Annotated in this window: 36 protein-coding genes, 1 tRNA gene and 1 pseudogene; 33 read left to right on the top strand and 5 right to left on the bottom strand. The window is 71.0% G+C overall.

The features are described 5' to 3' along the window. Positions 1–8: 8 nt before the first annotated feature. Genes BJZ21_RS00185 through BJZ21_RS00175 form a run of 3 tightly spaced genes read right to left on the bottom strand, consistent with a single transcriptional unit; the run spans position 9 to position 2,622 of the window. On the bottom strand, positions 9–1,439 hold the full coding sequence (locus BJZ21_RS00185; RefSeq protein WP_179661909.1) for a protein phosphatase 2C domain-containing protein: 1,431 nt from the start codon (positions 1,437–1,439) through the stop codon (positions 9–11). 6 nt (positions 1,440–1,445) lie between these two features. After that, positions 1,446–1,922, bottom strand: a complete 477-nt coding sequence (locus BJZ21_RS00180) for an FHA domain-containing protein FhaB/FipA (protein ID WP_179661908.1) — start codon at positions 1,920–1,922, stop codon at positions 1,446–1,448. Next, positions 1,915–2,622 (bottom strand): FHA domain-containing protein, encoded by a 708-nt coding sequence (locus tag BJZ21_RS00175; RefSeq protein ID WP_179661907.1) that lies wholly within the window; start codon positions 2,620–2,622, stop codon positions 1,915–1,917. The genes BJZ21_RS00180 and BJZ21_RS00175 overlap by 8 nt, the downstream gene beginning before the upstream one ends. Before the next feature lie 182 nt (positions 2,623–2,804). On the opposite strand from BJZ21_RS00175, the gene BJZ21_RS00170 reads away from it, so the two are divergent. The 3 genes from BJZ21_RS00170 to BJZ21_RS00160 all read left to right on the top strand — a co-directional run bounded on the left by BJZ21_RS00170 (position 2,805) and on the right by BJZ21_RS00160 (position 5,271). Beyond that, positions 2,805–2,888: transfer RNA gene (locus tag BJZ21_RS00170), tRNA-Leu, on the top strand. Between the two features lie 137 nt (positions 2,889–3,025). Beyond that, on the top strand, positions 3,026–4,432 hold the full coding sequence (locus BJZ21_RS00165; protein ID WP_179661906.1) for a tyrosine-type recombinase/integrase: 1,407 nt from the start codon (positions 3,026–3,028) through the stop codon (positions 4,430–4,432). Positions 4,433–4,497: 65 nt separating this feature from the next. Continuing rightward, a complete protein-coding gene (locus tag BJZ21_RS00160) occupies positions 4,498–5,271 on the top strand; it encodes a DUF3800 domain-containing protein (RefSeq protein ID WP_179661905.1) in 774 nt (257 codons plus the stop codon). A 197-nt stretch (positions 5,272–5,468) separates the two neighbouring features. Here BJZ21_RS00160 and BJZ21_RS00155 read toward each other — a convergent pair whose 3' ends face one another. Next, positions 5,469–5,882, bottom strand: coding sequence for a hypothetical protein (locus BJZ21_RS00155; protein WP_179661904.1), 414 nt, complete (start codon positions 5,880–5,882; stop codon positions 5,469–5,471). 38 nt (positions 5,883–5,920) lie between these two features. Then, a complete protein-coding gene (locus BJZ21_RS00150) occupies positions 5,921–6,361 on the bottom strand; it encodes a helix-turn-helix domain-containing protein (protein WP_179661903.1) in 441 nt (146 codons plus the stop codon). Between the two features lie 112 nt (positions 6,362–6,473). Between BJZ21_RS00150 and BJZ21_RS00145 the strand changes: the two genes are divergently transcribed. From BJZ21_RS00145 to BJZ21_RS00005, 30 genes and pseudogenes are all read left to right on the top strand, one after another. Continuing rightward, entirely contained in the window at positions 6,474–6,683 is a 210-nt protein-coding gene (locus BJZ21_RS00145; protein ID WP_179661902.1) for a helix-turn-helix domain-containing protein, read from the top strand. Then, on the top strand, positions 6,680–6,904 hold the full coding sequence (locus BJZ21_RS00140) for a hypothetical protein (RefSeq protein WP_179661901.1): 225 nt from the start codon (positions 6,680–6,682) through the stop codon (positions 6,902–6,904). Before BJZ21_RS00145 ends, BJZ21_RS00140 begins: the two co-directional genes overlap by 4 nt. After that, positions 6,901–7,218, top strand: coding sequence for a hypothetical protein (locus BJZ21_RS00135; RefSeq protein ID WP_179661900.1), 318 nt, complete (start codon positions 6,901–6,903; stop codon positions 7,216–7,218). The genes BJZ21_RS00140 and BJZ21_RS00135 overlap by 4 nt, the downstream gene beginning before the upstream one ends. 199 nt (positions 7,219–7,417) lie before the next feature. After that, complete coding sequence (locus BJZ21_RS00130; protein WP_179661899.1) at positions 7,418–7,900, top strand: hypothetical protein; 483 nt, start codon at positions 7,418–7,420, stop codon at positions 7,898–7,900. Next, the gene (locus BJZ21_RS00125) at positions 7,897–8,259 is read left to right on the top strand and encodes a hypothetical protein (protein WP_179661898.1); all 363 of its coding nucleotides are present in this window, start codon (positions 7,897–7,899) and stop codon (positions 8,257–8,259) included. Before BJZ21_RS00130 ends, BJZ21_RS00125 begins: the two co-directional genes overlap by 4 nt. Continuing rightward, positions 8,256–8,645: a hypothetical protein gene (locus BJZ21_RS00120; protein WP_179661897.1), complete on the top strand. Its 390-nt coding sequence runs from the start codon at positions 8,256–8,258 to the stop codon at positions 8,643–8,645. Before BJZ21_RS00125 ends, BJZ21_RS00120 begins: the two co-directional genes overlap by 4 nt. After that, entirely contained in the window at positions 8,642–9,484 is an 843-nt protein-coding gene (locus BJZ21_RS00115; protein ID WP_179661896.1) for a DUF2303 family protein, read from the top strand. Before BJZ21_RS00120 ends, BJZ21_RS00115 begins: the two co-directional genes overlap by 4 nt. Positions 9,485–9,622: 138 nt before the next feature. Then, entirely contained in the window at positions 9,623–9,811 is a 189-nt protein-coding gene (locus tag BJZ21_RS00110; protein WP_179661895.1) for a hypothetical protein, read from the top strand. Positions 9,812–9,896: 85 nt separating this feature from the next. Beyond that, positions 9,897–10,145: a hypothetical protein gene (locus BJZ21_RS00105; protein WP_179661894.1), complete on the top strand. Its 249-nt coding sequence runs from the start codon at positions 9,897–9,899 to the stop codon at positions 10,143–10,145. Between the two features lie 119 nt (positions 10,146–10,264). Further along, positions 10,265–11,188 (top strand): PD-(D/E)XK nuclease-like domain-containing protein, encoded by a 924-nt coding sequence (locus tag BJZ21_RS00100; RefSeq protein ID WP_179661893.1) that lies wholly within the window; start codon positions 10,265–10,267, stop codon positions 11,186–11,188. Then, positions 11,185–12,108 carry a hypothetical protein gene (locus tag BJZ21_RS00095; RefSeq protein WP_179661892.1) on the top strand — a complete coding sequence of 308 codons (924 nt, stop codon included), beginning with the start codon at positions 11,185–11,187 and terminating at the stop codon, positions 12,106–12,108. Before BJZ21_RS00100 ends, BJZ21_RS00095 begins: the two co-directional genes overlap by 4 nt. Next, positions 12,108–12,566 carry a DUF3850 domain-containing protein gene (locus tag BJZ21_RS00090; protein ID WP_179661891.1) on the top strand — a complete coding sequence of 153 codons (459 nt, stop codon included), beginning with the start codon at positions 12,108–12,110 and terminating at the stop codon, positions 12,564–12,566. The genes BJZ21_RS00095 and BJZ21_RS00090 overlap by 1 nt, the downstream gene beginning before the upstream one ends. Next, positions 12,563–12,733: a hypothetical protein gene (locus tag BJZ21_RS00085; RefSeq protein ID WP_179661890.1), complete on the top strand. Its 171-nt coding sequence runs from the start codon at positions 12,563–12,565 to the stop codon at positions 12,731–12,733. The genes BJZ21_RS00090 and BJZ21_RS00085 overlap by 4 nt, the downstream gene beginning before the upstream one ends. Next, positions 12,726–13,220 carry a hypothetical protein gene (locus BJZ21_RS00080; protein ID WP_179661889.1) on the top strand — a complete coding sequence of 165 codons (495 nt, stop codon included), beginning with the start codon at positions 12,726–12,728 and terminating at the stop codon, positions 13,218–13,220. Before BJZ21_RS00085 ends, BJZ21_RS00080 begins: the two co-directional genes overlap by 8 nt. Beyond that, positions 13,217–13,453 carry a DUF1508 domain-containing protein gene (locus BJZ21_RS00075; RefSeq protein ID WP_179661888.1) on the top strand — a complete coding sequence of 79 codons (237 nt, stop codon included), beginning with the start codon at positions 13,217–13,219 and terminating at the stop codon, positions 13,451–13,453. Before BJZ21_RS00080 ends, BJZ21_RS00075 begins: the two co-directional genes overlap by 4 nt. Further along, entirely contained in the window at positions 13,450–13,599 is a 150-nt protein-coding gene (locus tag BJZ21_RS00070; protein WP_179661887.1) for a hypothetical protein, read from the top strand. The genes BJZ21_RS00075 and BJZ21_RS00070 overlap by 4 nt, the downstream gene beginning before the upstream one ends. 13 nt (positions 13,600–13,612) lie before the next feature. Next, positions 13,613–14,074: a hypothetical protein gene (locus BJZ21_RS00065; RefSeq protein ID WP_218851190.1), complete on the top strand. Its 462-nt coding sequence runs from the start codon at positions 13,613–13,615 to the stop codon at positions 14,072–14,074. Beyond that, on the top strand, positions 14,071–14,292 hold the full coding sequence (locus BJZ21_RS00060) for a hypothetical protein (protein WP_179661885.1): 222 nt from the start codon (positions 14,071–14,073) through the stop codon (positions 14,290–14,292). The genes BJZ21_RS00065 and BJZ21_RS00060 overlap by 4 nt, the downstream gene beginning before the upstream one ends. Positions 14,293–14,360: 68 nt before the next feature. After that, a complete protein-coding gene (locus BJZ21_RS00055) occupies positions 14,361–14,876 on the top strand; it encodes a hypothetical protein (RefSeq protein ID WP_179661884.1) in 516 nt (171 codons plus the stop codon). Next, complete coding sequence (locus BJZ21_RS00050; RefSeq protein ID WP_179661883.1) at positions 14,873–15,142, top strand: hypothetical protein; 270 nt, start codon at positions 14,873–14,875, stop codon at positions 15,140–15,142. Before BJZ21_RS00055 ends, BJZ21_RS00050 begins: the two co-directional genes overlap by 4 nt. Further along, positions 15,139–16,968, top strand: coding sequence for a DNA cytosine methyltransferase (locus tag BJZ21_RS00045; RefSeq protein ID WP_179661882.1), 1,830 nt, complete (start codon positions 15,139–15,141; stop codon positions 16,966–16,968). Before BJZ21_RS00050 ends, BJZ21_RS00045 begins: the two co-directional genes overlap by 4 nt. Further along, a complete protein-coding gene (locus tag BJZ21_RS20680) occupies positions 16,965–17,369 on the top strand; it encodes a helix-turn-helix domain-containing protein (protein ID WP_179661881.1) in 405 nt (134 codons plus the stop codon). Before BJZ21_RS00045 ends, BJZ21_RS20680 begins: the two co-directional genes overlap by 4 nt. Further along, complete coding sequence (locus tag BJZ21_RS00035; protein WP_179661880.1) at positions 17,366–17,596, top strand: hypothetical protein; 231 nt, start codon at positions 17,366–17,368, stop codon at positions 17,594–17,596. Before BJZ21_RS20680 ends, BJZ21_RS00035 begins: the two co-directional genes overlap by 4 nt. A 29-nt stretch (positions 17,597–17,625) precedes the next feature. Continuing rightward, positions 17,626–17,748, top strand: coding sequence for a hypothetical protein (locus tag BJZ21_RS21280; RefSeq protein ID WP_281380807.1), 123 nt, complete (start codon positions 17,626–17,628; stop codon positions 17,746–17,748). After that, positions 17,745–18,122: a hypothetical protein gene (locus tag BJZ21_RS00025; protein WP_179661878.1), complete on the top strand. Its 378-nt coding sequence runs from the start codon at positions 17,745–17,747 to the stop codon at positions 18,120–18,122. Before BJZ21_RS21280 ends, BJZ21_RS00025 begins: the two co-directional genes overlap by 4 nt. Beyond that, a pseudogene (locus BJZ21_RS21900) lies at positions 18,119–18,280 on the top strand (DUF4031 domain-containing protein); the annotation flags it as partial. The gene BJZ21_RS00025 and the pseudogene BJZ21_RS21900, both read left to right, overlap by 4 nt. Before the next feature lie 153 nt (positions 18,281–18,433). Continuing rightward, positions 18,434–18,772: a hypothetical protein gene (locus BJZ21_RS20675; protein WP_179665409.1), complete on the top strand. Its 339-nt coding sequence runs from the start codon at positions 18,434–18,436 to the stop codon at positions 18,770–18,772. Positions 18,773–19,139: 367 nt separating this feature from the next. Then, on the top strand, positions 19,140–19,748 hold the full coding sequence (locus BJZ21_RS00015; protein ID WP_179661876.1) for a hypothetical protein: 609 nt from the start codon (positions 19,140–19,142) through the stop codon (positions 19,746–19,748). Positions 19,749–19,757: 9 nt separating this feature from the next. Next, positions 19,758–19,898, top strand: coding sequence for a hypothetical protein (locus tag BJZ21_RS00010; RefSeq protein ID WP_179661875.1), 141 nt, complete (start codon positions 19,758–19,760; stop codon positions 19,896–19,898). After that, a complete protein-coding gene (locus BJZ21_RS00005) occupies positions 19,880–20,668 on the top strand; it encodes a DUF4326 domain-containing protein (protein WP_179661874.1) in 789 nt (262 codons plus the stop codon). The genes BJZ21_RS00010 and BJZ21_RS00005 overlap by 19 nt, the downstream gene beginning before the upstream one ends. The last annotated feature ends 77 nt before the right edge of the window (positions 20,669–20,745 follow it).

Below are 20,745 nucleotides of genomic sequence, written 5' to 3'. Positions count from 1 at the left end.
GGCCCATGTCAGCTCCCGGTCCCCGTGTCGGAGGTCCCCGTCTGGCTGGCGGTGCCCTGGCTGGCGGGCGCACCGGTCTGCTTCGCGGCGAGGGTGTCGACCGCCCGCTCGGCGTCGCCGAGGTCGCCGACGTCGATGCCCTCGCGGACGCGGCCGGCGTCGAAGTCCGAGAGCCGGTCCAGCTGCACGTCGCTGGTCTCGTACGCCGTGGAGAGCGCCAGGCCCGGCAGCTCGCCGTTCAGGCCGCGGAAGATCACGACCCTCCCGTCCTGCTGGCCGACGTAGTACTGCTGCTGGCTCCACGACCACGCGGCCGCCCCGGCGATCCAGACCAGGCCCACGAGCACCAGCAGGGCCAGCAGCCGCTTGAGCCAGATGTAGCGGTGCGGCGGGCGCGGGGCGTAGCGCATCGCCTCGGGGTCCAGCGGGTCCGCGGTGATCGCGAACCCGACCTCGTCGGGGATGTCGGCGGTGACCGGCTCGAGCTCGCCGGTGTCGCCCGAGCGGTGTCCGCGGAACAGGCTGCCCTTCTGGGCCCGGGCGCGCTTGCGCATCTCGGCGGCCGCGCCGACCAGCAGCGGGTGGGGCGGCGACGCCTCGGCGGTGGCGTCGACGGCGTCGGCGACCAGGCAGGTCACGTTGTCGGAGCTGCCCGCCTCCAGGCTCGCGCGGACCAGCTCGACGGCGGCGAAGTCGGGGCTTCCGGTGGACAGGATGTCGGCGAGGCGGGGCTCGTCGAGCACCCCCGAAGCGCCGTCGCTGCACAGCAGCAGCCGGTCGCCGGCGGCCAGCCCGATGTGGAAGAGGTCCGGCTCGGCCTCGTGGATGCCGTCGAGGGCCCGGAGGATGAGGTTGCGGTGCGGGTGCACCCGGGCCTCCGCCTCGGTGATCCGGCCCTCGTCGATGAGGCTCTGGACGAACGTGTGGTCCTTGGTGAGCTGGGTGATCTCGCCGGATCGGTAGAGGTAGGCCCGGCTGTCGCCCACGTGGCCGATCCCGAGCCGCTGGCCGTCGAAGAGGGCGACCGTCGCGGTGGTGCTGGTGCCGTTGAGCGAGGGGTCCTCGTCGACGAGCTCGGCGATCCGGTCGTGGGCCCGGTGCAGGGCGCCGGCGACCTGTCCGAGGAGGTCCTCGCCCGGCGGCCGGTCGAGCCGGCGCAGCTGCTGGACGGCGGTCGCGGAGGCGATGTCGCCGCGGGCGGCCCCGCCCACGCCGTCGCAGACGGTGAGCAGCCAGGGGCCGGCGTACCCGGAGTCCTGGTTGTCCTTGCGGACCCTGCCGACGTCGGAGATCGCGGCGAAGTCGAGGCGCAGCGGGCTGGGGGCCCCGCTCGGGCCGTCGGCCGGACCGGTGGCTGGGCCGGTGGCTGGGCGCGTGTTCGGGCCGGTGGTCGGGCCCGGGGCCGGCTCCGGCGTCGACTCGGTGGTCGGCTCGGTCATCGGCGACTACTTCCGCAGCTCGAGGATGGTCTTGCCGATCCGGATCTGGGTGCCGACGGTGACCGTCGTGGGCTGGGTCAGCCGGACGCTGCCGATGTAGGTGCCGTTGGTGGAGCCGAGGTCCTCCACGAACCACTGGTCGCCGGAGGCGGCGATCCGGGCGTGGCGGGTCGAGACGTAGTCGTCGTCGAGCCGGATGGCGGCGTCGCTGCCGCGGCCGATCAGGATCGGCGCCTGGTCGAGCTCGGCGCGCTCGCCGCTGTTGGCGCCCTCGGTGACCAGCACGTGGGTCGGCGCGCCGCGGCGCCGCTTGGAGGGCTGGGCGGAGCGCGCGGACCGGCTGCGGCGTTCGCCGCCGCGCGCGGCCTCGGGCACCCGGGCGCCGAACATGTCGGACCGGATCACCGAGACCGCCGACAGGACGAAGATCCAGAGGATGGCGAGGAAGGCCAGCCGGATCAGGAACAGCGTCAGCTCAGACATCCGCGTCCTCCTCGACGACGTGCACGGTCATCGTGGTGTTGCCGATCTTGACCGTCGAGCCGTCCCGGAGGCCGGTCTGGGTGACCCGGTGGCCGTCGACGTGCATGCCGTTGGTCGAGCCCAGGTCGCGGACCTCGACCCGCGGCGGCTCGCCGGTGACGGTGAACTCGACGTGGCGGCGGCTGACCCCGGGGTCGTTGATGCGGACGTCGGCGTCGGTGCCGCGGCCGATCACCAGCCCCGGGGGCTGGAGCGGGTGGCGGGTGCCGTTGACCTCGAGCAGGGCCCGGGCCCGGCGTACCTGCGTGTGGCTGGCGTCGCCGCTGACCGCGGCCTGCGCGCGGCTGCGGATGCGGAACCGACCGGTGGTGAGGTCGTCGGCGGGCTCGAAGTCGATGCTGACCGCGCCCGGGAAGACGTAGCCCTGCTGCTCGGCGTGCTCCTGCAGCTGGTGGCGCAGCTCCTCGGCCATCGCGGAGTCGTACGGCGCGAGCCGGTCGAGGTCGGTGCGGGAGAGCTCGACGTGGAAGTCGTTGGGGACCATCCGGCGGTTGCGGGAGAGGATCTGGGCGTTGTTGTCGCACTCGCGCTGCAGCGCCGCGGCGATCTCCACCGGCTGCACCGCGGAGCGGAAGGTGCGGGCGAACGCGCCGGAGATCAGCTCCTCCAGCTTGTGCTCGAACCGTGACAGTCCGCTCATCCCTGACCCGCCTCCCTTCGGTTCCTCGGCCGGGTCGGCCGCTTCGACCACGGCAGGCCGACGAGCCCAGCCTGTGCGCCGGGTCGCACCGATCGTAACGGGCTGCGGACAAGGGGTGCGGCAGCCCCTCGGCCCGGTTTGGGACATACGTGGACGGTGGGATAACGTGAGCCCCGCTTCAAGCGCGAGTGGCGGAATAGGCAGACGCGCACGGTTCAGGTCCGTGTGTCCGAAAGGACGTGGGGGTTCAACTCCCCCCTCGCGCACACGAAGCACTTCGGCCCCTGGCCTGCGGAAACGCAGACCGGGGGCCGAAGTGCATTTCGCCTAAATGCACTCCCGTACACACCGCCCCCTGTCGGTGCCCGCGACTAGCGTCCGGCCACGACGACAGGAGACACCGATGCGCAAGGTCGAGACCCTCACCAACAGCGACGGAACGACCACCTACCGGGTCCGGTTCCGGCACGGCACCAGCCCGAAGACCGGGAAGCCGCTGCAGACCTCCGAGTCGTTCACGAAGAAGAGCGACGCAGAGACCTTCTCGAAGTGGCTCGACGCGCTCGGCCCGCAAGGCGCGCTCGACAAGCTCTACGAGGGCGAGCAGGAGAAGGGCATCCCGACGCTGGACGAGATCGCCGCCGACCACATCCGGCTGCTCACCGGCATCGAGGAAGGAACCCGCCTCGGCTACGAGCGCCTCTGGTCCCGGAGCTGGGGCCACCTGATCGGCACTACGCGCGCCGACCAGCTCACCGCCGACGTCGTCCGCCAGGCCGTGAACGACCTCGCCGCCGGCAAGGGCGCGACCGGCGAGGCCTACTCGACGAAGAGCCTCGAGAACCAGCGCGGCCTGCTCTCGGCCGTCGTCACCCGCTGCATCGAGCTCGGCCACCTCAACCGCAACCCGGCCAAGGGCGTCCGCCTGCCGGAGGGCCGGCGCGTCGCCGTCGACTCCGAGGACGACGAAGACGACGCCGAGATGGTCTGCATGACCCACGCGGAGTGGGACGCGCTCTACGACACCTTCCACCCGCACTACCGCCCCTTCCTCCGCTTCCTGGTCGGGACCGGCTGCCGCTGGGGCGAGGCCGTCGTCCTCCGCCGCGGCGACGTCGACCTCGGCGCACGCACCGTGAAGATCCGCCGCGCACTCAAGTGGTCCAGCGACGGCCAGCGCGTCATCGGGCCGCCCAAGACGAAGAAGGGCCGCCGCACCGTCGTACTACCGGCCGAGGTCGTCGAGGACCTCCGGCCGCTGCTCGACGGCAAGGCCGGCCGCGACCTCGTCTTCACCGCGCCCCGCGGCGGGATGATCGTCCACCGCACCTTCTGGTCGAAGAACTGGCGCCCCGCGCTCTGGCGCGCCCAGCACTGCCCGACCCACACCCCGGCGGCCTGCCGGTGCGGGACCGGCGAGCCGCAGCGGTGCAAGCTCCACAAGACCCCGCCGGCGCCGTGCGGGTGCACGGGCACGCTCGCCCAGGCCCCACGGATCCACGACCTCCGCCACACCCACGCGTCCTGGCTGCTCGCCGCCGGCACGCCGATCCACGTCGTCCAGGCCCGCCTTGGCCACGAGTCGATCCAGACGACCGTCGACACCTACTCGCACCTGCTCCCCGACGCCCAGCTGCTCGCCGCGGACGCTGCGTCCCAGGCGTTCGCCGGCCGGACCTCGACCGGTTCATGGCTCCCGCGGGTCCAGTCACTACCCGATGACGCGCTGCGCCAGCTCGCGGCCGCGCTTGCCGACGAGGCCGAGCACCGTGGTCTGCAGCTCGGGCCAGCGGCCATCGACGCTGCCTGATCGGTTCTCCACAGGCCACGCCGGCCTGCGCGCTGCCGGGGGAGCCCGACCGTAAGGTTCTGGCCGTGACCGCTACCACTGGACGCCGGCTGCTCCGCGTCTACATCGACGAGACCGGCGATCGGGGAGTTGGCCCGAAGGCCTCCCCGTTCTTCGCCTTCTCTGCCGTGCTGGTGGCGGACGAGGACGAGGCCCACCTGATGCAGGCCGTCCGCGATCTACGCCAGGACTTCGGCATCCCCGCAGGCAAGGCGCTCCACTGGAACGAGCACGTGAAGACCTTCCCGCGCCGACAGCGCGTCGCGTCCCTCCTCGGCGCGCTGACGCCTGCGATGGTGGTGCACGTCGCCGTCGAGAAGGCCGGGATCCCGCAGCAGGCCGGAATGAGGAACGATCACGCCCTCTTCTACAACTTCGCTGCCGGCATGGTGATGGAGCGGGTACTGCTTGCCGCCCGGGACTGGCCCGGAGGAACCCGCGATGCGCTCGTCCGCTTCGGCCACGTTCGCGGCTTCAAACACGACACCACGGCGGACTACATCGACCACCGCCGTCGTAGCAACAACCCGCACTGGGTGCCGTGGCACCTGATGCACAGCCTGCACTTCGACGGCCAGGCGAACTACCTCGGGCTCCAAGCCGCAGACCAGTACGCCGGCATGCTCGCGCTGGCCTTCCGACCGGACGAGTTCGGCGGCTTCGAGGAGCACCACTTCCTACGCACGGCGCACCAGATCCGCGCGGTCAACGGACGGCGCGTGAACTACGGCTTCAAGTGGCTCGGAAGGCCGGCGACCCTGGCCGCCATCCCGTGGTGGCGCCAGGCGGCGTGGAGATGAGGAAGCGACTGCTCGAGGGGCCCGGGGGCGCTGCATCCGGTCGAACCGGAAGGGTCTGGCAGCAGACCAAGCGCATCCCCGCGACCTCTCCAACAGCCGCTATATCCCGAATCTAGCGCGGTCCTGTTCGGGCGTACACATCCTCGGCGTGTTCAGCGCGCCGCGGCTTCTCAGAAATCCCGCCGGTCACGGGGCACTCACTCCGCCTGCGCCAGCCGGCGCTCGAGGTAGTGCAGCTCGCTGGGGTGCAGGTGCCGCAGCCGCTTGCGCAGGACGTATAGGTCCACGCCGAGCTCCTCGGCGGCCTCCATTGGTGTGTGCGCCCAGGCCAGGGCCTCACCGACCTGCCAGATGTCCGGGAGCATCTCGCGCGCCGTCTGGCGCCGGACGGTCTCTTCCTCCTTCGCCTTCAACCCGAACGGCTGGGGGCCGTTGTCCAGGTGGAGAAGCTCGTGCAGAAGCGTGCATCGGCGCTCCTCCCAGGTGAGGCCAAGTCGAAGGCTCACGGTCTGGGTGCCGTGGTCGACCTGGCCCATCTTGCCGCCCTCATGCCACTGGAGCGTGACGTGCGCAAGCTCTCGGAGCTGGCGCCAGGGGTGGGGAAGTGGCACGGGCGGGACCATAGGTGCCAGCTCCGACAGAGCTGCGGTCACTCGTCCCCCATGCGGGGTTTCTCGCGGTCTTCGTCGCGGGCGGCCTGGTCGGCTTCGTCGAAGGAGAACATCGGGCGCCGGGCGCGAATCGGGGTCGGCTCGGCGCTGGCATCACCCTGCAGCGCGTCGGCCACCAACTCCACAATCGCCGGCATTAGCCGGGCGCGCTCGTCTGTCGCCAGCCGCTGGAGCAGGGGCCCCAGCATGGCGACGAAGTTGCGGACGTCTGGGTCGAGCTCGAGCGACTGGGTCAGCCCGAGCGCCGTGAGGATCCGCTTGAGCACGTCGGTCTGCGCCGTCGTGTCTCCGCGCTCGATCGATCCGATCGTTCGGCGGGTCGTGCCCGCCATCTGCGCGAGCTCTTCCTGATCGATCTTCTGCGCCTTGCGCGCCTCACGGATGAGCGGGCCCCAGGCCCGCCTCTCATGTGCATCCATAGTGTCAAGCGTGCCTGATTCTTTCCCATTTGTGAAGTATCTGGGAAAGAATCGCCCAGGTTAGGCATGACCACCCTTGCCCCGATGGGAAGAAAAGATTAGGTTTCTTCCCATGACGGAAAGCATCAGCACCGGAGGGGTCGGCCCCGCTTTGCGCGCCCTTCGGCTCGCCGCCGACATGACGCTCGAGCAGGTTGCCGAGGCGGCCGGCGTTAGCCCCTCCTACCTCTCACGCGCCGAGAACAACCGGGTCACCCCGACCGCCGGCTGGGTCCAGCTCGTCGCGGTCGCGATCGGCGATCGGCTCGCGAGCGCGGCATGACCGACGCGAAGGTCTTCACTGTCTACGAGGTCGCCGAGGAGTTCCGCTGCGGACGCCAGAAGGTGGCCGACGTAGCCCGCGAACACGGCATCGGCGCCCAGCTCGGCGGCCGCGCCGGCTGGCGGTTCACCGAGGCCGACAAGCGTGCGCTCTGGGAAGCGATGAAGCCCAAGGAGAAGGCGCCCGTATCGCGGCGCCGGCGACGGAGGTCTGCCGCATGATCGCACCACCGGGTACTGCCCACGTTGCGGAGCCGCTGCCGGGCTATCAGGCAGGTGGGAGAACCGCCCCCACATCGAAGCGAGACGCGTTCCGCATCCTCCGTGCAGAGCTCGGCGTCACGGGTGCCCAGGCACACGCGCTGTACGTCGCCTACGAGCGCGACGTCGCCGACGCCATGCGGATCGGCAACGACACCGGCCGGTCGGACTTGACGTTCATCGACTGGCTGATGCGCCAGGCGCCCTCCCAGCGGCCCAGGTCGCGACGCCGCTGGCGCGTCGGTGAGGGCGGCGGATGGGCGGTGACGTCGTGAGCCATCGAGGCAGCAGCCCGCGCCCAGCGAGCATGGGTCGGCGCCGGATCGAGACCACCGACGAGCAGGACGTGCACACCCGGTGGTACCGCGTCATGACGAGCTACCGACGTTCCCGGAACCGGGCGAAGGTGAAGCGCCTGACGCGCCGTCGCGAACGGATGCAGGCGCGGCGCGAGATGCGATCCGAGGAGACCTGGTGAGCGGCGCGGGTCAGCCGCGCCACGCGCGCGCCGAGATCCGGGCATTCGCTAAGTGGCTGCGGACCAACGGCTGGGTGTACGAGTCGGTCGACTCCTCCGGGCACACGATCTGGTCGCACCCGAAGGCCTCCGGTCAGTACAAGCTGCCGGAGACCCCGACCCACTTCAGCGTGCAGGCCGCCCGCCGCGACGTCGCCCGCCTCCTGGGGCAGAGGGTGCCCGGGAAGCGGAAGGGCAAGGGGAAGCCGAAGCCCGAGCGCCGCGACTTCGCCCTCCAGCAGGCCCAGCGGCAGGCCGCGGTCCGCGAGCGAGAACGCGCCAGCAGTGAAGAGTCACGAGCCAGCGAGCGGCCGGTCCCATCGGGGCCGGCCGCTTCTGTTCGGCGCCCGGCGCGGCGCTTGCCGTGGGAGGACGGGGACGAGGACTACGACCGCGGGATCGAGCGGCTCATGCGCGAGATCCCGGGCGGCCGGAAGTGACCGCCGTCGGCATCGGCCCGCTCGACGAACCGGACCTGCTGATGCTGCTCGCCGACACGGTCACCCCGCTCGGGCACGTGCGCATGGACGACTTCCGCGCCGCGTGCCGCACAGACGCCGAGGCGCACGACGGCTGGGTCCACCCGTCCCGGGTCTCCGCGCTGCTCCACGCCCGGTTCGGGGAGATCAACCCGCAGAGCTTCTCGGCGAAGTGGGCGCCCGCCTGCGGCCCGGACGGGTTCCTCGACAAGACCAGCCGCCTCGACCCCATCAACGCCGAGCACTCGCGGGGCAACGGCAACAAGAAGGTCCCGCTCCGCCGCTGGCGCGGGTGGGCAGACACGGAAGGAAACGAATGACCGACACCAGCGCGGACGACGACCAGGTCGTCCGCCCCTTCGCGGACTGGCTTCGCGAGCAGGCCGGGGGCAAGTCGCACGACGAGCTCTCCGAGGCCCTCTTCGACCTGGTGCAGCGCGTGCGCGACACCGGCAAGAAGGGGTCCGTGCAGTACACGATCTCGGTCGGCCCGATGAAGGGCGACAAGGACGTCCTCGTCATCGACGACCAGATCAAGCTGAAGCTCCCCGAGCACGACCGCAAGGCGAGCCTCTTCTACACCGACAAGACCGGCAACCTCACCCGCAACGACCCGAACCAGCTCGCGTTCGAGTCGCTCCGCGAGGTCGGGGACGGGCAGGTCGTCGACACCCAGACCGACGAGCTCAAGGAGATCCAGGCGTGACCACCGACAACAGCAACGCCCAGGCCGTCATCGACGCGGCCACCCGCGCCACCCAGCCCGCCGAGCTCGTTGGCAGGTTCTTCACCGTCGTCTCCCCGGACGGCACGGTCAGGCTCATCGACCTGGAGGCCGAACGCGAGAAGGCGGAGTACGCCCACAAGCCGCGTCGGAAGACCGGCGAGTACCGGGTGCACGACGCCGAGAGCTTCGTCGCCTACCTCGCCAAGCACGCCGACGCCGACACCGAGGTGTGGGCCGACGCGGTCGCCGCGAAGATCACCGGCGTCCTCGACGCGAACACCACGGTCGACGGCCCTCGCCACGAGGAGCACCGCGTCATCTACGGCGTGCTGCTCACCGAGGCGTGGAAGACCTGGGCCAAGTACGACGGACACCTCCCCGACCAGCAGGTGTTCGCCGAGCTGATCGAGGAGCGCGCCACCGACGTCGTCACTCCCTCCGGGGCCGACATGCTGGAGATCGCGCAGACCTTCAAGGCCACGATCGGCGTCAACGTCGAGTCGTCCAAGCGGCTCTCCGACGGGCAGCGGCAGTTCGAGTACCGCGAGACCGTCGACGCGAAGGCAGGCAAGGCCGGCCGGATGGAGATCCCCGAGACGTTCGTCCTCGGCCTCCGCCCGTTCGAGGGCGCCGACGCTTTCAAGGTCACCGCGCGGCTCCGGTACCGGCTCGCCGACGGTGCGCTGCGGATCGGCTACAAGCTCGACCGGCCCGAGGACGTCCTCCGCGAGGCGTTCCTGTCCGTCGTCCAGAAGGTCGAGACCGGCATCACCGAGCTCGAGCTCATCAACTCCCCGGTCTTCCTCGGCTCCCGCTGAGGACCATCAGCTCCACCCCATAGAGCGCGGTGCCGGCTACCTAGCCGGAGCACCGCCACCCCCGGCGAAGGCCGGTCACCGCATCCCCCAGCGGTGGCCGGCCTTCGCGTTTCCCAGCCTCCCGAATGCGAGGAACCGATGAACACCACTGGCCTAGGAGCCGAGCACCCCGAGGAGCCGACCGACATGGCCGCGCGCGTGATCGACGCGCACGGCGTCGAGTGGGCCATGAGCGGCCGCGGCTGCTGGTTCGCGAGCCGCGGCCAGATCGACTGCTGCACGTGGGCCGAGCTCACCGCGCGCGGACCCCTGGAGGTGCGGTCGTGACCGACTTCCTGATCGCCCTGTGGCACCTCCTCCCGATCGCCGCCGTCGCGGCGCTCCTCCTGGCCGCCGCTGCCCTGGGGTCGGCATGAGTGCCGCGACCGGGGCGACCACGGTCGCGGCGACCGCCCCGCTGCAGTGCCAGGTCGAGGCCGGCCGGTTCTCCTCGACCGTGGTCGACGCCGAAACGGTCAGGGCCAGCACGATCAGGCTCGCCCTCCGCGAGCTCCGCGCCGGGCATGGCCGGGGCGCGGCGCTCGAGGTGATGTACGCGGGGCTGAAGGACCAGTGCCCACTAACCTTCCGCGCCCCAGCCACACCCGGTGGTGTCGCGTGAGCGGGAAGACATCGACCCGTCGGCCGCGCATCACGGGCTTCTGCAACCCAAGCAACCCGGCCGACTCTCACGCACGGTGCACCGGCGACTACCTACGTGGCCCGGCGTTCGACCCGGCCGTGTGCGAGTGCGACTGCCACCGCGCGCCGGAGCGCGACGTACAGCCCACGCTCACGGACGACGTTTCCGCAGGTCAGGAGCGTCGTACAGGCGAGACGCGGCTGGGCGTCTACGAGGACCTCGACGAGCTCGTCTACCACGCAGACCCGACCTCGGTCTCCGCCTCAGGGATGAAGCAGATCCTCAAGTCGCCGGCCCACTTCCTGCACTCCCGCACCCACCCGCAGACCTCGGCCGCGCTCGACCTCGGGACGGTCGCGCACTCGATGGTCCTCGGTACCGGGCCCGGGTTCGTGGCCGTCGAGGGGAACCGGAACCGCAACGACGTCAAGGCCGCGATCGCCGAAGCCGAAGCCGAGGGCAAGGTCGTCCTCAAGCCCGAGCAGCTGGCCGCCGCGGAACGGATGGCGGACGCCGTCTTCACGCACCCGAAGGCGTCGCGGCTGCTCACCAGCCCCGGCCGGTCCGAGTTGTCGATGTTCTGGCGCGACCCGGCTTACGACGTCATCCGGCGCTGCAGGTGGGACCGGCTCGGCGACGACGGGATTGGGGTCGACCTCAAGACGTCCCGCACGTCGGACCCGGCCGCCCTGCCGAAGCACATCGTCGAGTACGGCTACGACCTATCCGCGGCCTGGTATCTCGACGTGGCCGCCGGGCTCGGCGTCGACATCGCCGCCTACGCCCTCGTGTTCGTCGAGTCCACAGAGCCGCACCCCGTCGTCGTCGCCGAGCTCTCGGGCGACTTCCTCGAGCGCGGTGCCGCGCTCGCCGGCAAGGCACTGGCCACCTACCGCCGGTGCCTCGACACCGGCACGTGGCCGGCGTACTGCGACGACGACTTCCTGACCATCCACCCGCCCCGCTGGGCGGACACCGCCGAGTTCATCGCCAACACCATCCCCGAAGGGACAGCAGCATGACCGAGATCCAGCAGTACCAGCAGCCGACCGACCTCCTGCCCGGCAGCACCGAGACCCGCGTCGCCGGTTCGGCCCTCATCCGCGAGGCCGCAGCCGTCATGGCCGACGCGCGCGCCCTGGCCGAAGTCATCTGCCGCACCTCGATGGTCCCCGACCACTTCAAGGGCAAGACGGACGAGACCGCGGCCGCCATCCTCTACGGCTCCTCCCTCGGCCTCGACCCCATGCAGGCCGTCAAGGCCGTCTACGTCGTGCACGGCAACGCCGCGCTGTACGGCCGCTCCATGGACGCTCTGGTGAAGGCCGCGGGCCACCAGACCTGGACCATCGAGGCAGGCCCCGAGAAGGTCGTCATGGGCGGCCGCCGACGCGGCAGCAACACGGTCGAGACCGCCGAGTGGACCATCGAGCGGGCCACCAAGGCCGGATACGTCCCCGTCATCGACGAGAGCACCGGCAAGTACGCCGTGAACAAGAACGGCAAGATGCTCGGCAACGAGAAGTACCTCACCGACCCCGAGACGATGCTCCGGGCCAAGGCGACCGCCGAGATCTGCCGAACGATCGCCCCCGACGTGCTCAACGGCGTCTACTCCGTCGAAGAGCGCGAGATGGAGTACATCGACGCCGAGGTCGTCACGGTCAGGCGGCCCAGCGCGCCGAGCAAGGGCCTCGCGGCTGCACTCGAGCAGCCCAAGGACGACCCGGCGCCGACCCAGATCACGAAGGCGCAGATCTCCACGATGGGCCAGCTGATGAAGCAGGCCGGCGTGGACGGCAAGGACATGGCCCTCGCCTACGTCGCGGACGTCATCGGCCGGCAGGTCGAGCGCCGCGAGGACCTCTCCAGCGACGAGGCCCAGGCAGTGAACGACGCCCTGGCCGCCGAGGTCGCCGAGCAGCAGAAGGTGGAGAGCTGATGGCGCACCACACGCTCAAGACCTGGCCGAACTTCTTCGAGGCGGTCTGGCGCGGGGACAAGACGTTCGAGGTCCGCATCGACGACCGCGGCTACCAGAAGGGCGACACGGTCACGCTCTCCGAGTGGGACCGCAAGGACCCCTGCGACTGCTCCGGGAGCGACCACGGCGACCGCTGTGCGAAGTTCTCGGGCCGCACGGTCACCGCCCGCGTCGGCCACGTCATGGCATCCACCCCGCCCCGGGGCAGCCAGCGTGGCTTCGTCGGCAACGGCTACGTCGTGTTCTCGCTGTGCGACCCAGAGAGGCACGACGGCCGGGCCCGCGCCGACTCGTCCGGACAGTCGCGGGTCAACGTCCTCATCGACACGACCGACGCGAGCGAGGCGTCACGGATCATGGCCGCCGCCAATCGAGCGGCAGCCGCCGCGAAGGCAAATCTGGAGGGCCGATCGTGACGCGCCAACGCTCGCGGACCAGCTACCACGGTTCGGGGCTCGCGTCGTCGTCGATGGAGAACGAGTGCCACCGGTGCGGGCGGGACATCGAGGACTGGCGGCAGGCCACCAAGGTCAAGGACCGCTGGATCCACAAGACCTGCGCGGGAGGTGCAGACGATGAGTAGCGCCGTGACGCTCACCGGTCAGGAGCTCCGAGAGCTCTACGGCCCGATCGGCAACGAGGACGCCTACCCCGAACTCCCGGGAGTGGTTGGCGAGATCATCGACCGGCGCCTCGCCGGCGCCCCCGACGCTCTCGACCGCGTGAAGGACCTCCTCTACGACTGGGGCCAGGACTTCGCCGAGGACGAGGACGTGCGGATGCTCGACGTGCTCGAGGACATGTGGTCCGCGATCGCCGGGATGCCTGAGGGCACGAAGGTCGACGCCCTGCCCAGCCGTGCGCCGGTTGTCTGCCCGCACCTGCGCGAGGAGCAGCCGGCGTTCGCCGCCACCTGGGACTCCCTCTGGGAGGAGCTGACCCGGCTGCGCGCGGCTCGCGACCGGATCCGCGGGGTCTGTGACCTCGCTCAGCAGATCGCCAGCAGCGTCGCTGGGCCCCCGATCCTCGCCGTCGACGACGTCCGCACTGCGCTCGGAGGCGGCTCGTGAGCGACCGATTCGAGATCGTGCACACCGACGCCGGATGGCACGCCAGGTTCCGCGCCGCCAACGGTCGGGTCGTCTGGACGACCGAGAGCTACTCGCGGCGACGGACGGCCGCATCCGCGATCACCACGTTCGGCAAGGGTCCGCTCCACAGGACCGTCGTGCCCGGCGTCTACGTCAACGGTGAGTGGGTCGAGGTCCGTGACGTCGACGAGCGGACGGAGGCCACCCGGTGACCGCCCAGCAGATCGCCGTCGTCTCGATCATCCTCGCCGCCCCGGTGGCCCACGTGATCGCCGACGTGCTCGCAGTCCGATGGCTCGAGCGGTGGGAGCGCCGGTTCACCGAGGTCACCGACACCCGGGAGGCCACCGATGCCTGAGGCTCTCAAGCCCGTGAGGGCGCAGCTCACGGGGGACGAGTACATGGCACTGCTGCAGGAGCGCCAGGCAGCTTACGTCGCCGAGCACCCGCCGGCCAAGCCGTGGCTGGTTCCGCTCCTGGAGTGGTTCATTCGGGCCGGCGACGAGCTCCTGTTCACGCCACCCAAGGAGACCTCGCAACCGAAGCGGAGGACCAAGCCGCCGAGGACGTACCGGAGCGCCGCGTCGCTGCGCGACGAGCGCGCCAGGCTGATCGCCCAGCGCGCCCCTCTGCTCGAGCCGATCTCGCCCGACCGTGCCGCGTCCGGAGGCGTCGCGCTCGGCCCGAAGCGCACCGCGCGGATGCAGCGACGCGAGGACTCCCGACTGCAGAAGTACGTCGCCCTCACGCGCCGCATTGACTCCCTGACCAACCGCATCGAACGAGCAGAGATCCGCGAACGGAAGGCCAGCGGCGGCGGTGGTGGATCGTGAGCGCCCCGAGGAAGTTCGAGGCCCGCTACCCGGGCCGGTGCCCGGCCTGTCACGAGCCGATCGACGTCGGCGACGACCCGGTCATGGAGGACCACCGGGCCGTGCACTTCGAGTGCGCCGGCGACCAACCCCGCCCGCAGCTGGTGCCGCGCGAGATCTGCCCCCGCTGCTTCACCGAGAAGTCCGTCAGCGGCGCCTGCGCCTGCGACGACGCCTGAACCTCCCTCCCGCCGCCCGAGGCCATAGCCAGCGGCGGGAGGGACCCAACCCGAAAGGACGCACCCACATGGTGCACCGCCGGATACTCGCGATCGACCCGGGCAACATCGAGTCCGCCTGGGTCGTGCTCGACGCCGACACACGGCGCCCGCTCGCGTTCGCCAAGGAGCGCAACGAGCATCTGCTCGACATCATCTCCGGCACCGACGACGGGCCGCCTGCGGACCACTACGCGATCGAGATGGTCGCGAGCTACGGCATGCCGGTCGGCGCCGAGGTGTTCGAGACCTGCGTCTGGATCGGCCGCTTCCAGCAGACCATCGACCACTGGAGCCCGTCCGCGCCCTGCGACCTGGTGAAGCGGCAGCCCGTGAGGCTCCACCACTGCCACTCGACGAAGGCGAAGGACTCCAACGTCACCCAGGCGCTCGTCGACCGCTTCGCACCCGGCCAGCCCAACAAGGGCAAGGGCACCAAGGCCGAGCCCGGCTGGTTCCACGGCTTCCGAGCCGACGTCTGGCAGGCCTACGCCCTCGGCGTCTACATCGCCGACACCACCTCCGAGGAGACCACTCGACCATGAGTCACCAACCCACCACCCAGCAGCCCCCGGCGGCGCCCGAGACCCAGGTCTCAGGGCGCCGTTCTGTTTCTCCGGGCGACGTCGTCCTCCGCGCCATCCGCACTCACGCGGACTACGAGGTCGCCGACATCGACACGGACGGCCCGGACCGCTGCACCTGCGGAGCCGGGCTGGAGTGGTCGCGCTACGCGTCGATCGACGAGGTTCACCAGGAGCACCAGGCCGACGCCATCCTCGCGGCGCTGCTGCGGGAGGTGCTCGCGTGAGCCTCACCGTCACGGACCTGTTCTGTGGCGGCGGCGGGTCCTCGACCGGCGCCATCCAGGTTCCCGGCGTCGAGATCCGCATGGCCGCCAACCACTGGGACCTCGCCGTCGAGGTCCACAACCAGAACCACCCGACCGCCGACCACGCCGCGGTCGACCTCCACGAGGAGGACCCCCGCTACTTCCCCCGCACCGACATCCTGTGGGCCTCCCCGGAGTGCACGAAGTGGTCCCAGGCGTCCGGCGGCAAGTACGCGTCCGTGTCGGTCGAGGCGGACCTGCTGAGCCTCCTCGACCCCGAGCTCGTCGACGAGGACCCCGAGACCGCCATCGTGCAGCGGTCCCGGCTGCTGATGTTCGACGTCCTCCGGTTCGCCGAGCACCACCGGTACGCCGCCATGGTCGTCGAGAACGTCGTCGACATCGCCACGAACCCGAAGTACGCCGAGGCGTGGGCGCTGTGGAAGAAGGGCCTGCGGAACCTCGGCTACGACTTTCGGGTCGTGTCGCTCAACTCGATGCACGCCCAGGCCCACGGCGACCCGGCCCCGCAGTCCCGGGACCGCCTCTACATCGTGTGCTGGCTCCGTGGGAACCGGGCGCCGGACGTCGACGAGGTGATGCGCCCGCTCGCCTGGTGTCCGACCTGTCAGGGCGTGGTCGAGTCGCAGCAGGTGTGGAAGAACGGCCGGACCGTCGGGAAGTACCGCGCCCAGTACGTCTACCTCCACGGCGCCTGCGGGACCACCGTGGAGCCCGGCTACCTCCCGGCCGCCGCCGCCATCGACTGGTCGATGCGCGGTACCCGGATCGGGGACCGCACGAAGCCGCTGGCCGAGAAGACCCGCCGCCGCATCGCGGCCGGGATCGCGAAGTACTGGGCCCCGTTCCACATGGAGCAGGGCGGCAACCAGTACGACGCGGCCGACCCGAAGCACGCATCGTTCGGTGACCCGAACGGCTACTACCGGGCGTGGTCGACGCACGACGTGCTCCGGACGCTCCACACGATGGAGACGAAGGCCCTCGTGGTGCCGCTCGAGGGCCGCGCCGGCGACCGGTGCTCCAGCACCGACCAGACGCTGCGCACGCAGACGAGCCGCCACCTCGACGCCCTCGTCATGCGGAACAACGGAGAGAAGGGCGGCCACCCAGCCAGGCACACGACTCCGGCTTCGGAGTACCTGCGCACGCTGACCGCGAACGGGCCGATCCCGTCCCTCATCGAGCCGCCGTTCATCGCCGAGCTCCGCGGCGGCGGATCCACCGCCCGGCCGGTCTCCGAGCCCGCCTCGACCTTCACGGCGTCCGGTAACCACCACGGCCTCGTCGTGCCTGCCGGGGGGACGTGGAACGACGACGCGCGCCCGACCGACGAGGTACACCGCACGATGACCACCCGCGAGACATCGGCGCTCGTCATGCCCTACTACGGCTCCGCCCAGTCCTCGCAGCCCACCGACAAGCCGATCGGCACCCTGACCACCGTCGACCGGTACGCCCTGATCCAGCGGCACAACTCCAGCAAGGGCGACGGCGCCGAGATGGTCACCCCAGCCAGCGAGGTCATGCGGACGCTCACCACGAGCGGCCACCAGTCGATGCTGACGCCCGGCGACATCGCGGCGGCCGAGGCGCAGGTCGACGACTGCCTGTTCCGGATGCTCGAACCCCACGAGGTGGCCGCCGGCATGGCGTTCCCCGCCGACTACATCTGGGGCGGCACCCGCCGGCAGCGCGTGAAGCTCTGCGGCAACGCCGTCACCCCGCCCGCCGCACGCGACCTCATCGCCGCCGTGGCCAAGTCCCTCGGGGGTGCAGTGTGAGCCGCCTCGACGACCTCCTCCAGCTGCGCCGCCAGCTCGACCAGGAGATCGAGCGGGAGAAGGCCGCCGAGGCCCGGGTGCGGCGCCTCGCGGTCCAGGCCGCAGCCACCATGACCCGCGGCAACTGGTCCACCCGCGTCTTCTACGCCGCCTGCGAGCACTTCGGCGTCACGCCCGACCACGTCCTCGCCGGCCACCGCGACAAGACCAGCACGAACGCCCGCCACGTCGCCATGTGGCTCATGCGCGACGCCGGCCGCTCGTACCCCGAGATCGGCAGCCAGTTCGACATGGACCACACCACCGCCCTCAACGGCGTCCGCCGCGTCGAGGGCGACCCGCAGCTCCTCGGCGCCGCCACCCAGATCCGGACCGACCTCACAGGGGAGAACGCAGCGTGAGTCCCGAGGACCGCAGGTACCTCGACGGCCTCCGCGACGACCTCTGTGCGCGCTGGGGCTTCACCTGGCGCGACGTCGAGCGGGCAGAGCAGCGGCGACGGCTAGCCGATCTGACGGCCTTCGTCGACGCGACTTGGGCGAAGTTCGCGGCGAGCTTGGCGTCGTTCCGCGAGGCGTTCGCCGCACCCACCACCACCCCCCGAGACACCCACGAGGAGACCCGATGAACTGCAAGTGCAACGACGGACGCCACGACATGAGGACCGCACTCTGGCACCGCGCCTACTGCAACTGGTTCGACCACGACCGGGCCGGCCACAACGTCCGCGCCGCCGTGTGGGGTTGGCTGGCTGACCGGCTCGTGAGGTTCGTCCGATGAGCTCCGACCAGCGACTCACCTGCACGACCTGCCGAGCGAGCGACGTCGACGCCGAACACGTCGATCGGTGCGCAGCCCGGGCCAAGGCCCGAGCCGACGCCATCGCTCACGGCCGCGGCGACACTGGCATCCACGCCACCAAGACCGCCGACCTGTGGGCCCATATCCACACCCGCACAGGTGACCCGGAGGTGGCCCGCGACATCACCAAGCAGGTGATCGACCTCGGGTGGCGGCCAGTCGTCGGCCATCACGACCTCTGGACCGCGCCGAGTGGACGCGGGGACGAGACCGACCGCGCCATCCGCGCGCTGACCACCGACCCGCGTGCGACCGCCCGCGAGACCACCGAGCCTGAGGAGGGCGAGCGATGACCGTGTACGTGGACGACATGCGACGGCCGGCGCGGCTGACCGGACGGCCCGCGAAGTGGTCGCACCTGATGGCCGACACGTCCGACGAACTGGAGGCGTTCGCGGCGGAACTGGGGTTGAGACCGTCGTGGCTCCAGCACGAGGGCACGCACCGCGAGCACTACGACGTGACCGAGAGTCTCCGCGTCGAAGCGATCCGGCTCGGGCCGTGCCGATGTCCTACCCGCGCGGGACGGGGGCACTGCTGGCCCGCAAGCGCGCCACCTCGCCCACCTCGCCCACCGTGGCGACCGAGGGCGACGGGGACAGCGATGTCTGAGGATCGTTGCGCCTGCGGGTCGCTCACGCTGAGTACCACCGTCAGCGAGCGGCACGACCGGGGCCTGCATGGCGCGGACGGGTGTGTCGGCGTCCTGCCGTGGCTCCGCCCCGCTCCCGACTCCACGCCAACGGAGCGCCTTGAGGAGGCCGTGGAAGCGGTGCTCACCGCAGACAGCCGGCGCACCGACCCCATCCCCATTGATCTCGCAGACGCCCTCGACCAGTTGCGCCGCTGCCGCTACGGCGCGCGGCGGCTCCTACCTGCCAACGCCGACCCGCGTGCGACCGCCCGCGAGACCACCGAGCCTGAGGAGGGCGGACATGTCTGAGCAGCAGAGGCCCGAGAAAGACGTGCCTGACGACGTGCGGGATTGCGGCCACGAACGCTGCCAGTGGGACGACGAAGCGTGGGCATCGTGCGTCATGGCGAGCGCCCGGTCGGGCGTCCCGGTGCCGCCCTCGCCGCCGAAGCGTGTCGGACGCCCTCGCATCATTCCGCCCGGAGTGCCCACCTCATCCACCGTGGCGACCGAGGGCGACGGGGGTGAGGGTCGTGGGTGAGGCTGTCGTGCACGGCATTGACCGGCGCACGCAGGAGCACCTCTGCGGAGCCCTGGCCGGGCTCGGGACCGATGCCCTGGCGCCCGGCATGAAGATCACGTGCCCGGCGTGCGTCGAGCTCCTTGGGGCGTACCGATGAGCGAGGACTTCCGCGAGTCGCTGCGGCGCCTGCTCGCGTTCAACTCCCGCGACTGGGCGCAGGACCGCGCGGACGCCTGGCTCTGGGGGGTCGTGCTCGGATGGGACGCCGACGAGAACGAGGTCGGCGAGGAGTCCGCAATGGACGAGGTCGCAGCTCGCCACGGCTGGGACGCTTCCGAGGTCGCCCGTCTGCGACGCTTGCACGCACAGTTCGCTGCCCCCGACTCCACGCCCACGGAGCGCGAGGCCGGGGACGTGGGGGAGGTCGCGGCGGTGCTGGCGGCGCACGTGACGCGCGTCGGCCCCATCAGCGGCGCATGGCATTGCCCGTGCGGTGCCACGAGCAGCAACGGGGACATTCGCGAGGGCAACCTGACGTCCCGCGCAGAACGAACCACTGAGTTCATCACCCATGTTGCCGAATCACTCGCACCCCTGATCGCTGAGCGTGAGCGGGCTGCTGGTGCGCGGGCGCTGCGGGAGGCGGCGGACGCATGGGAAACCGACGTCACCGACCCGACTCCGCGCACGGGGGCACATGCCGACTGCTGGCTCCGCGAGCGGGCCGACACCTACGCCGAGGGAGGCGAGCACTGTGGCTGAGCACCAGGTGTGGGAGCAGCGCATCCCCGGCACCGACGTCCCCACCACGAGGGCTCCACCATCGACATCGACGACCAGGGCCGCGCCCGCGTGCACGAGGCCGTGCTCGCCCAGCTGCTGCTCGACGCCGGATGGGAGCGCGCCCAGTGAGCGCCCCCAAGCGGATCCAGCGCCAACGCACCGCCGGGTGGCGCATGCCAGTCGACACGGTCTACGTCGGCCGCCCCACGCCGTGGGGGAGCCCGTTCCCCATCGCCTCCAAGGGCGGCGAGCTGTTCCCGCGTGAGGACTCGGTCCGCATGTACCGCGAGCTCGTCACCACCGGCGAGACCACCTTCACCGACGCCGGGGGAGTAGCCCACCGCTTCACCCGGACCGAACGCTCCGGCCCGCTCCACGTCCCCACCATCGACACCATCCGGCGCATCCTCGCCGGCCGCGACCTCGCCTGCTGGTGCCCCCTCACAGACACCGACGGCCAGCCCGTCCCATGCCACGCCGACGTGCTCCTCGAGCTGGCGAAACTCGAGCGAGCACGGGTGACGACGACGTTCACCAACGTCCCACCAGGGCCGCTACTACGGCTACAGCTACAGCGGACCGAAGTGGCGGGTGCGCCGTCTGCGGCCGAACGGGCTACGGCGACCCGGCCACCGCCGGCCGCCACCACTGGTCGGAAGCGTGCAAGCGCGGCCACTCGCCCTGCGAGTGGTGCGGCCGGCTACTCACCCTCCGGCTCGATGGCACCCCACGGGTGCACGCCCGCTGCCCAGAACGGCCAGAGGACGTCGAACTTCTCCGCCTGCTCGCCGCCGAAGTCCGCACCGACACCCGTGGCCGCCGTGCGCGGGCCCACCACCGACACCGCCGCCGCTCTCCTCGAGCGCCTCACCACCGACCTCCCAGGAGGAGACACCTGATGAGCCAGACCATCACCATCGCCACCCCGGCCGGGCTGGAGTGCTCGCACTGATGGCGCGCATCCGATCGATCAAGC

The organism is Nocardioides panaciterrulae (assembly GCF_013409645.1).
Lineage (GTDB): Bacteria > Actinomycetota > Actinomycetes > Propionibacteriales > Nocardioidaceae > Nocardioides > Nocardioides panaciterrulae.
The sequence above is the reverse complement of the archived record's forward strand: the minus strand, read 5'-3'. Positions and strand labels throughout refer to the sequence as shown.

Bases quoted from the DNA above. Each gene is read 5' to 3' on its own strand.
- BJZ21_RS00185 (WP_179661909.1), bottom strand. From the start codon at position 1,439: ATGACCGAGCCGACCACCGAGTCGACGCCGGAGCCGGCCCCGGGCCCG.
- BJZ21_RS00180 (WP_179661908.1), bottom strand. From the start codon at position 1,922: ATGTCTGAGCTGACGCTGTTCCTGATCCGGCTGGCCTTCCTCGCCATC.
- BJZ21_RS00175 (WP_179661907.1), bottom strand. From the start codon at position 2,622: ATGAGCGGACTGTCACGGTTCGAGCACAAGCTGGAGGAGCTGATCTCC.
- BJZ21_RS00165 (WP_179661906.1), top strand. From the start codon at position 3,026: ATGCGCAAGGTCGAGACCCTCACCAACAGCGACGGAACGACCACCTAC.
- BJZ21_RS00150 (WP_179661903.1), bottom strand. From the start codon at position 6,361: ATGGATGCACATGAGAGGCGGGCCTGGGGCCCGCTCATCCGTGAGGCG.
- BJZ21_RS00145 (WP_179661902.1), top strand. From the start codon at position 6,474: ATGACGGAAAGCATCAGCACCGGAGGGGTCGGCCCCGCTTTGCGCGCC.
- BJZ21_RS00140 (WP_179661901.1), top strand. From the start codon at position 6,680: ATGACCGACGCGAAGGTCTTCACTGTCTACGAGGTCGCCGAGGAGTTC.
- BJZ21_RS00135 (WP_179661900.1), top strand. From the start codon at position 6,901: ATGATCGCACCACCGGGTACTGCCCACGTTGCGGAGCCGCTGCCGGGC.
- BJZ21_RS00120 (WP_179661897.1), top strand. From the start codon at position 8,256: ATGACCGACACCAGCGCGGACGACGACCAGGTCGTCCGCCCCTTCGCG.
- BJZ21_RS00110 (WP_179661895.1), top strand. From the start codon at position 9,623: ATGAACACCACTGGCCTAGGAGCCGAGCACCCCGAGGAGCCGACCGAC.
- BJZ21_RS00105 (WP_179661894.1), top strand. From the start codon at position 9,897: ATGAGTGCCGCGACCGGGGCGACCACGGTCGCGGCGACCGCCCCGCTG.
- BJZ21_RS00095 (WP_179661892.1), top strand. From the start codon at position 11,185: ATGACCGAGATCCAGCAGTACCAGCAGCCGACCGACCTCCTGCCCGGC.
- BJZ21_RS00090 (WP_179661891.1), top strand. From the start codon at position 12,108: ATGGCGCACCACACGCTCAAGACCTGGCCGAACTTCTTCGAGGCGGTC.
- BJZ21_RS00080 (WP_179661889.1), top strand. From the start codon at position 12,726: ATGAGTAGCGCCGTGACGCTCACCGGTCAGGAGCTCCGAGAGCTCTAC.
- BJZ21_RS00055 (WP_179661884.1), top strand. From the start codon at position 14,361: ATGGTGCACCGCCGGATACTCGCGATCGACCCGGGCAACATCGAGTCC.
- BJZ21_RS00050 (WP_179661883.1), top strand. From the start codon at position 14,873: ATGAGTCACCAACCCACCACCCAGCAGCCCCCGGCGGCGCCCGAGACC.
- BJZ21_RS21280 (WP_281380807.1), top strand. From the start codon at position 17,626: ATGAGGACCGCACTCTGGCACCGCGCCTACTGCAACTGGTTCGACCAC.
- BJZ21_RS00025 (WP_179661878.1), top strand. From the start codon at position 17,745: ATGAGCTCCGACCAGCGACTCACCTGCACGACCTGCCGAGCGAGCGAC.
- BJZ21_RS20675 (WP_179665409.1), top strand. From the start codon at position 18,434: ATGTCTGAGGATCGTTGCGCCTGCGGGTCGCTCACGCTGAGTACCACC.
- BJZ21_RS00015 (WP_179661876.1), top strand. From the start codon at position 19,140: ATGAGCGAGGACTTCCGCGAGTCGCTGCGGCGCCTGCTCGCGTTCAAC.
- BJZ21_RS00005 (WP_179661874.1), top strand. From the start codon at position 19,880: ATGGGAGCGCGCCCAGTGAGCGCCCCCAAGCGGATCCAGCGCCAACGC.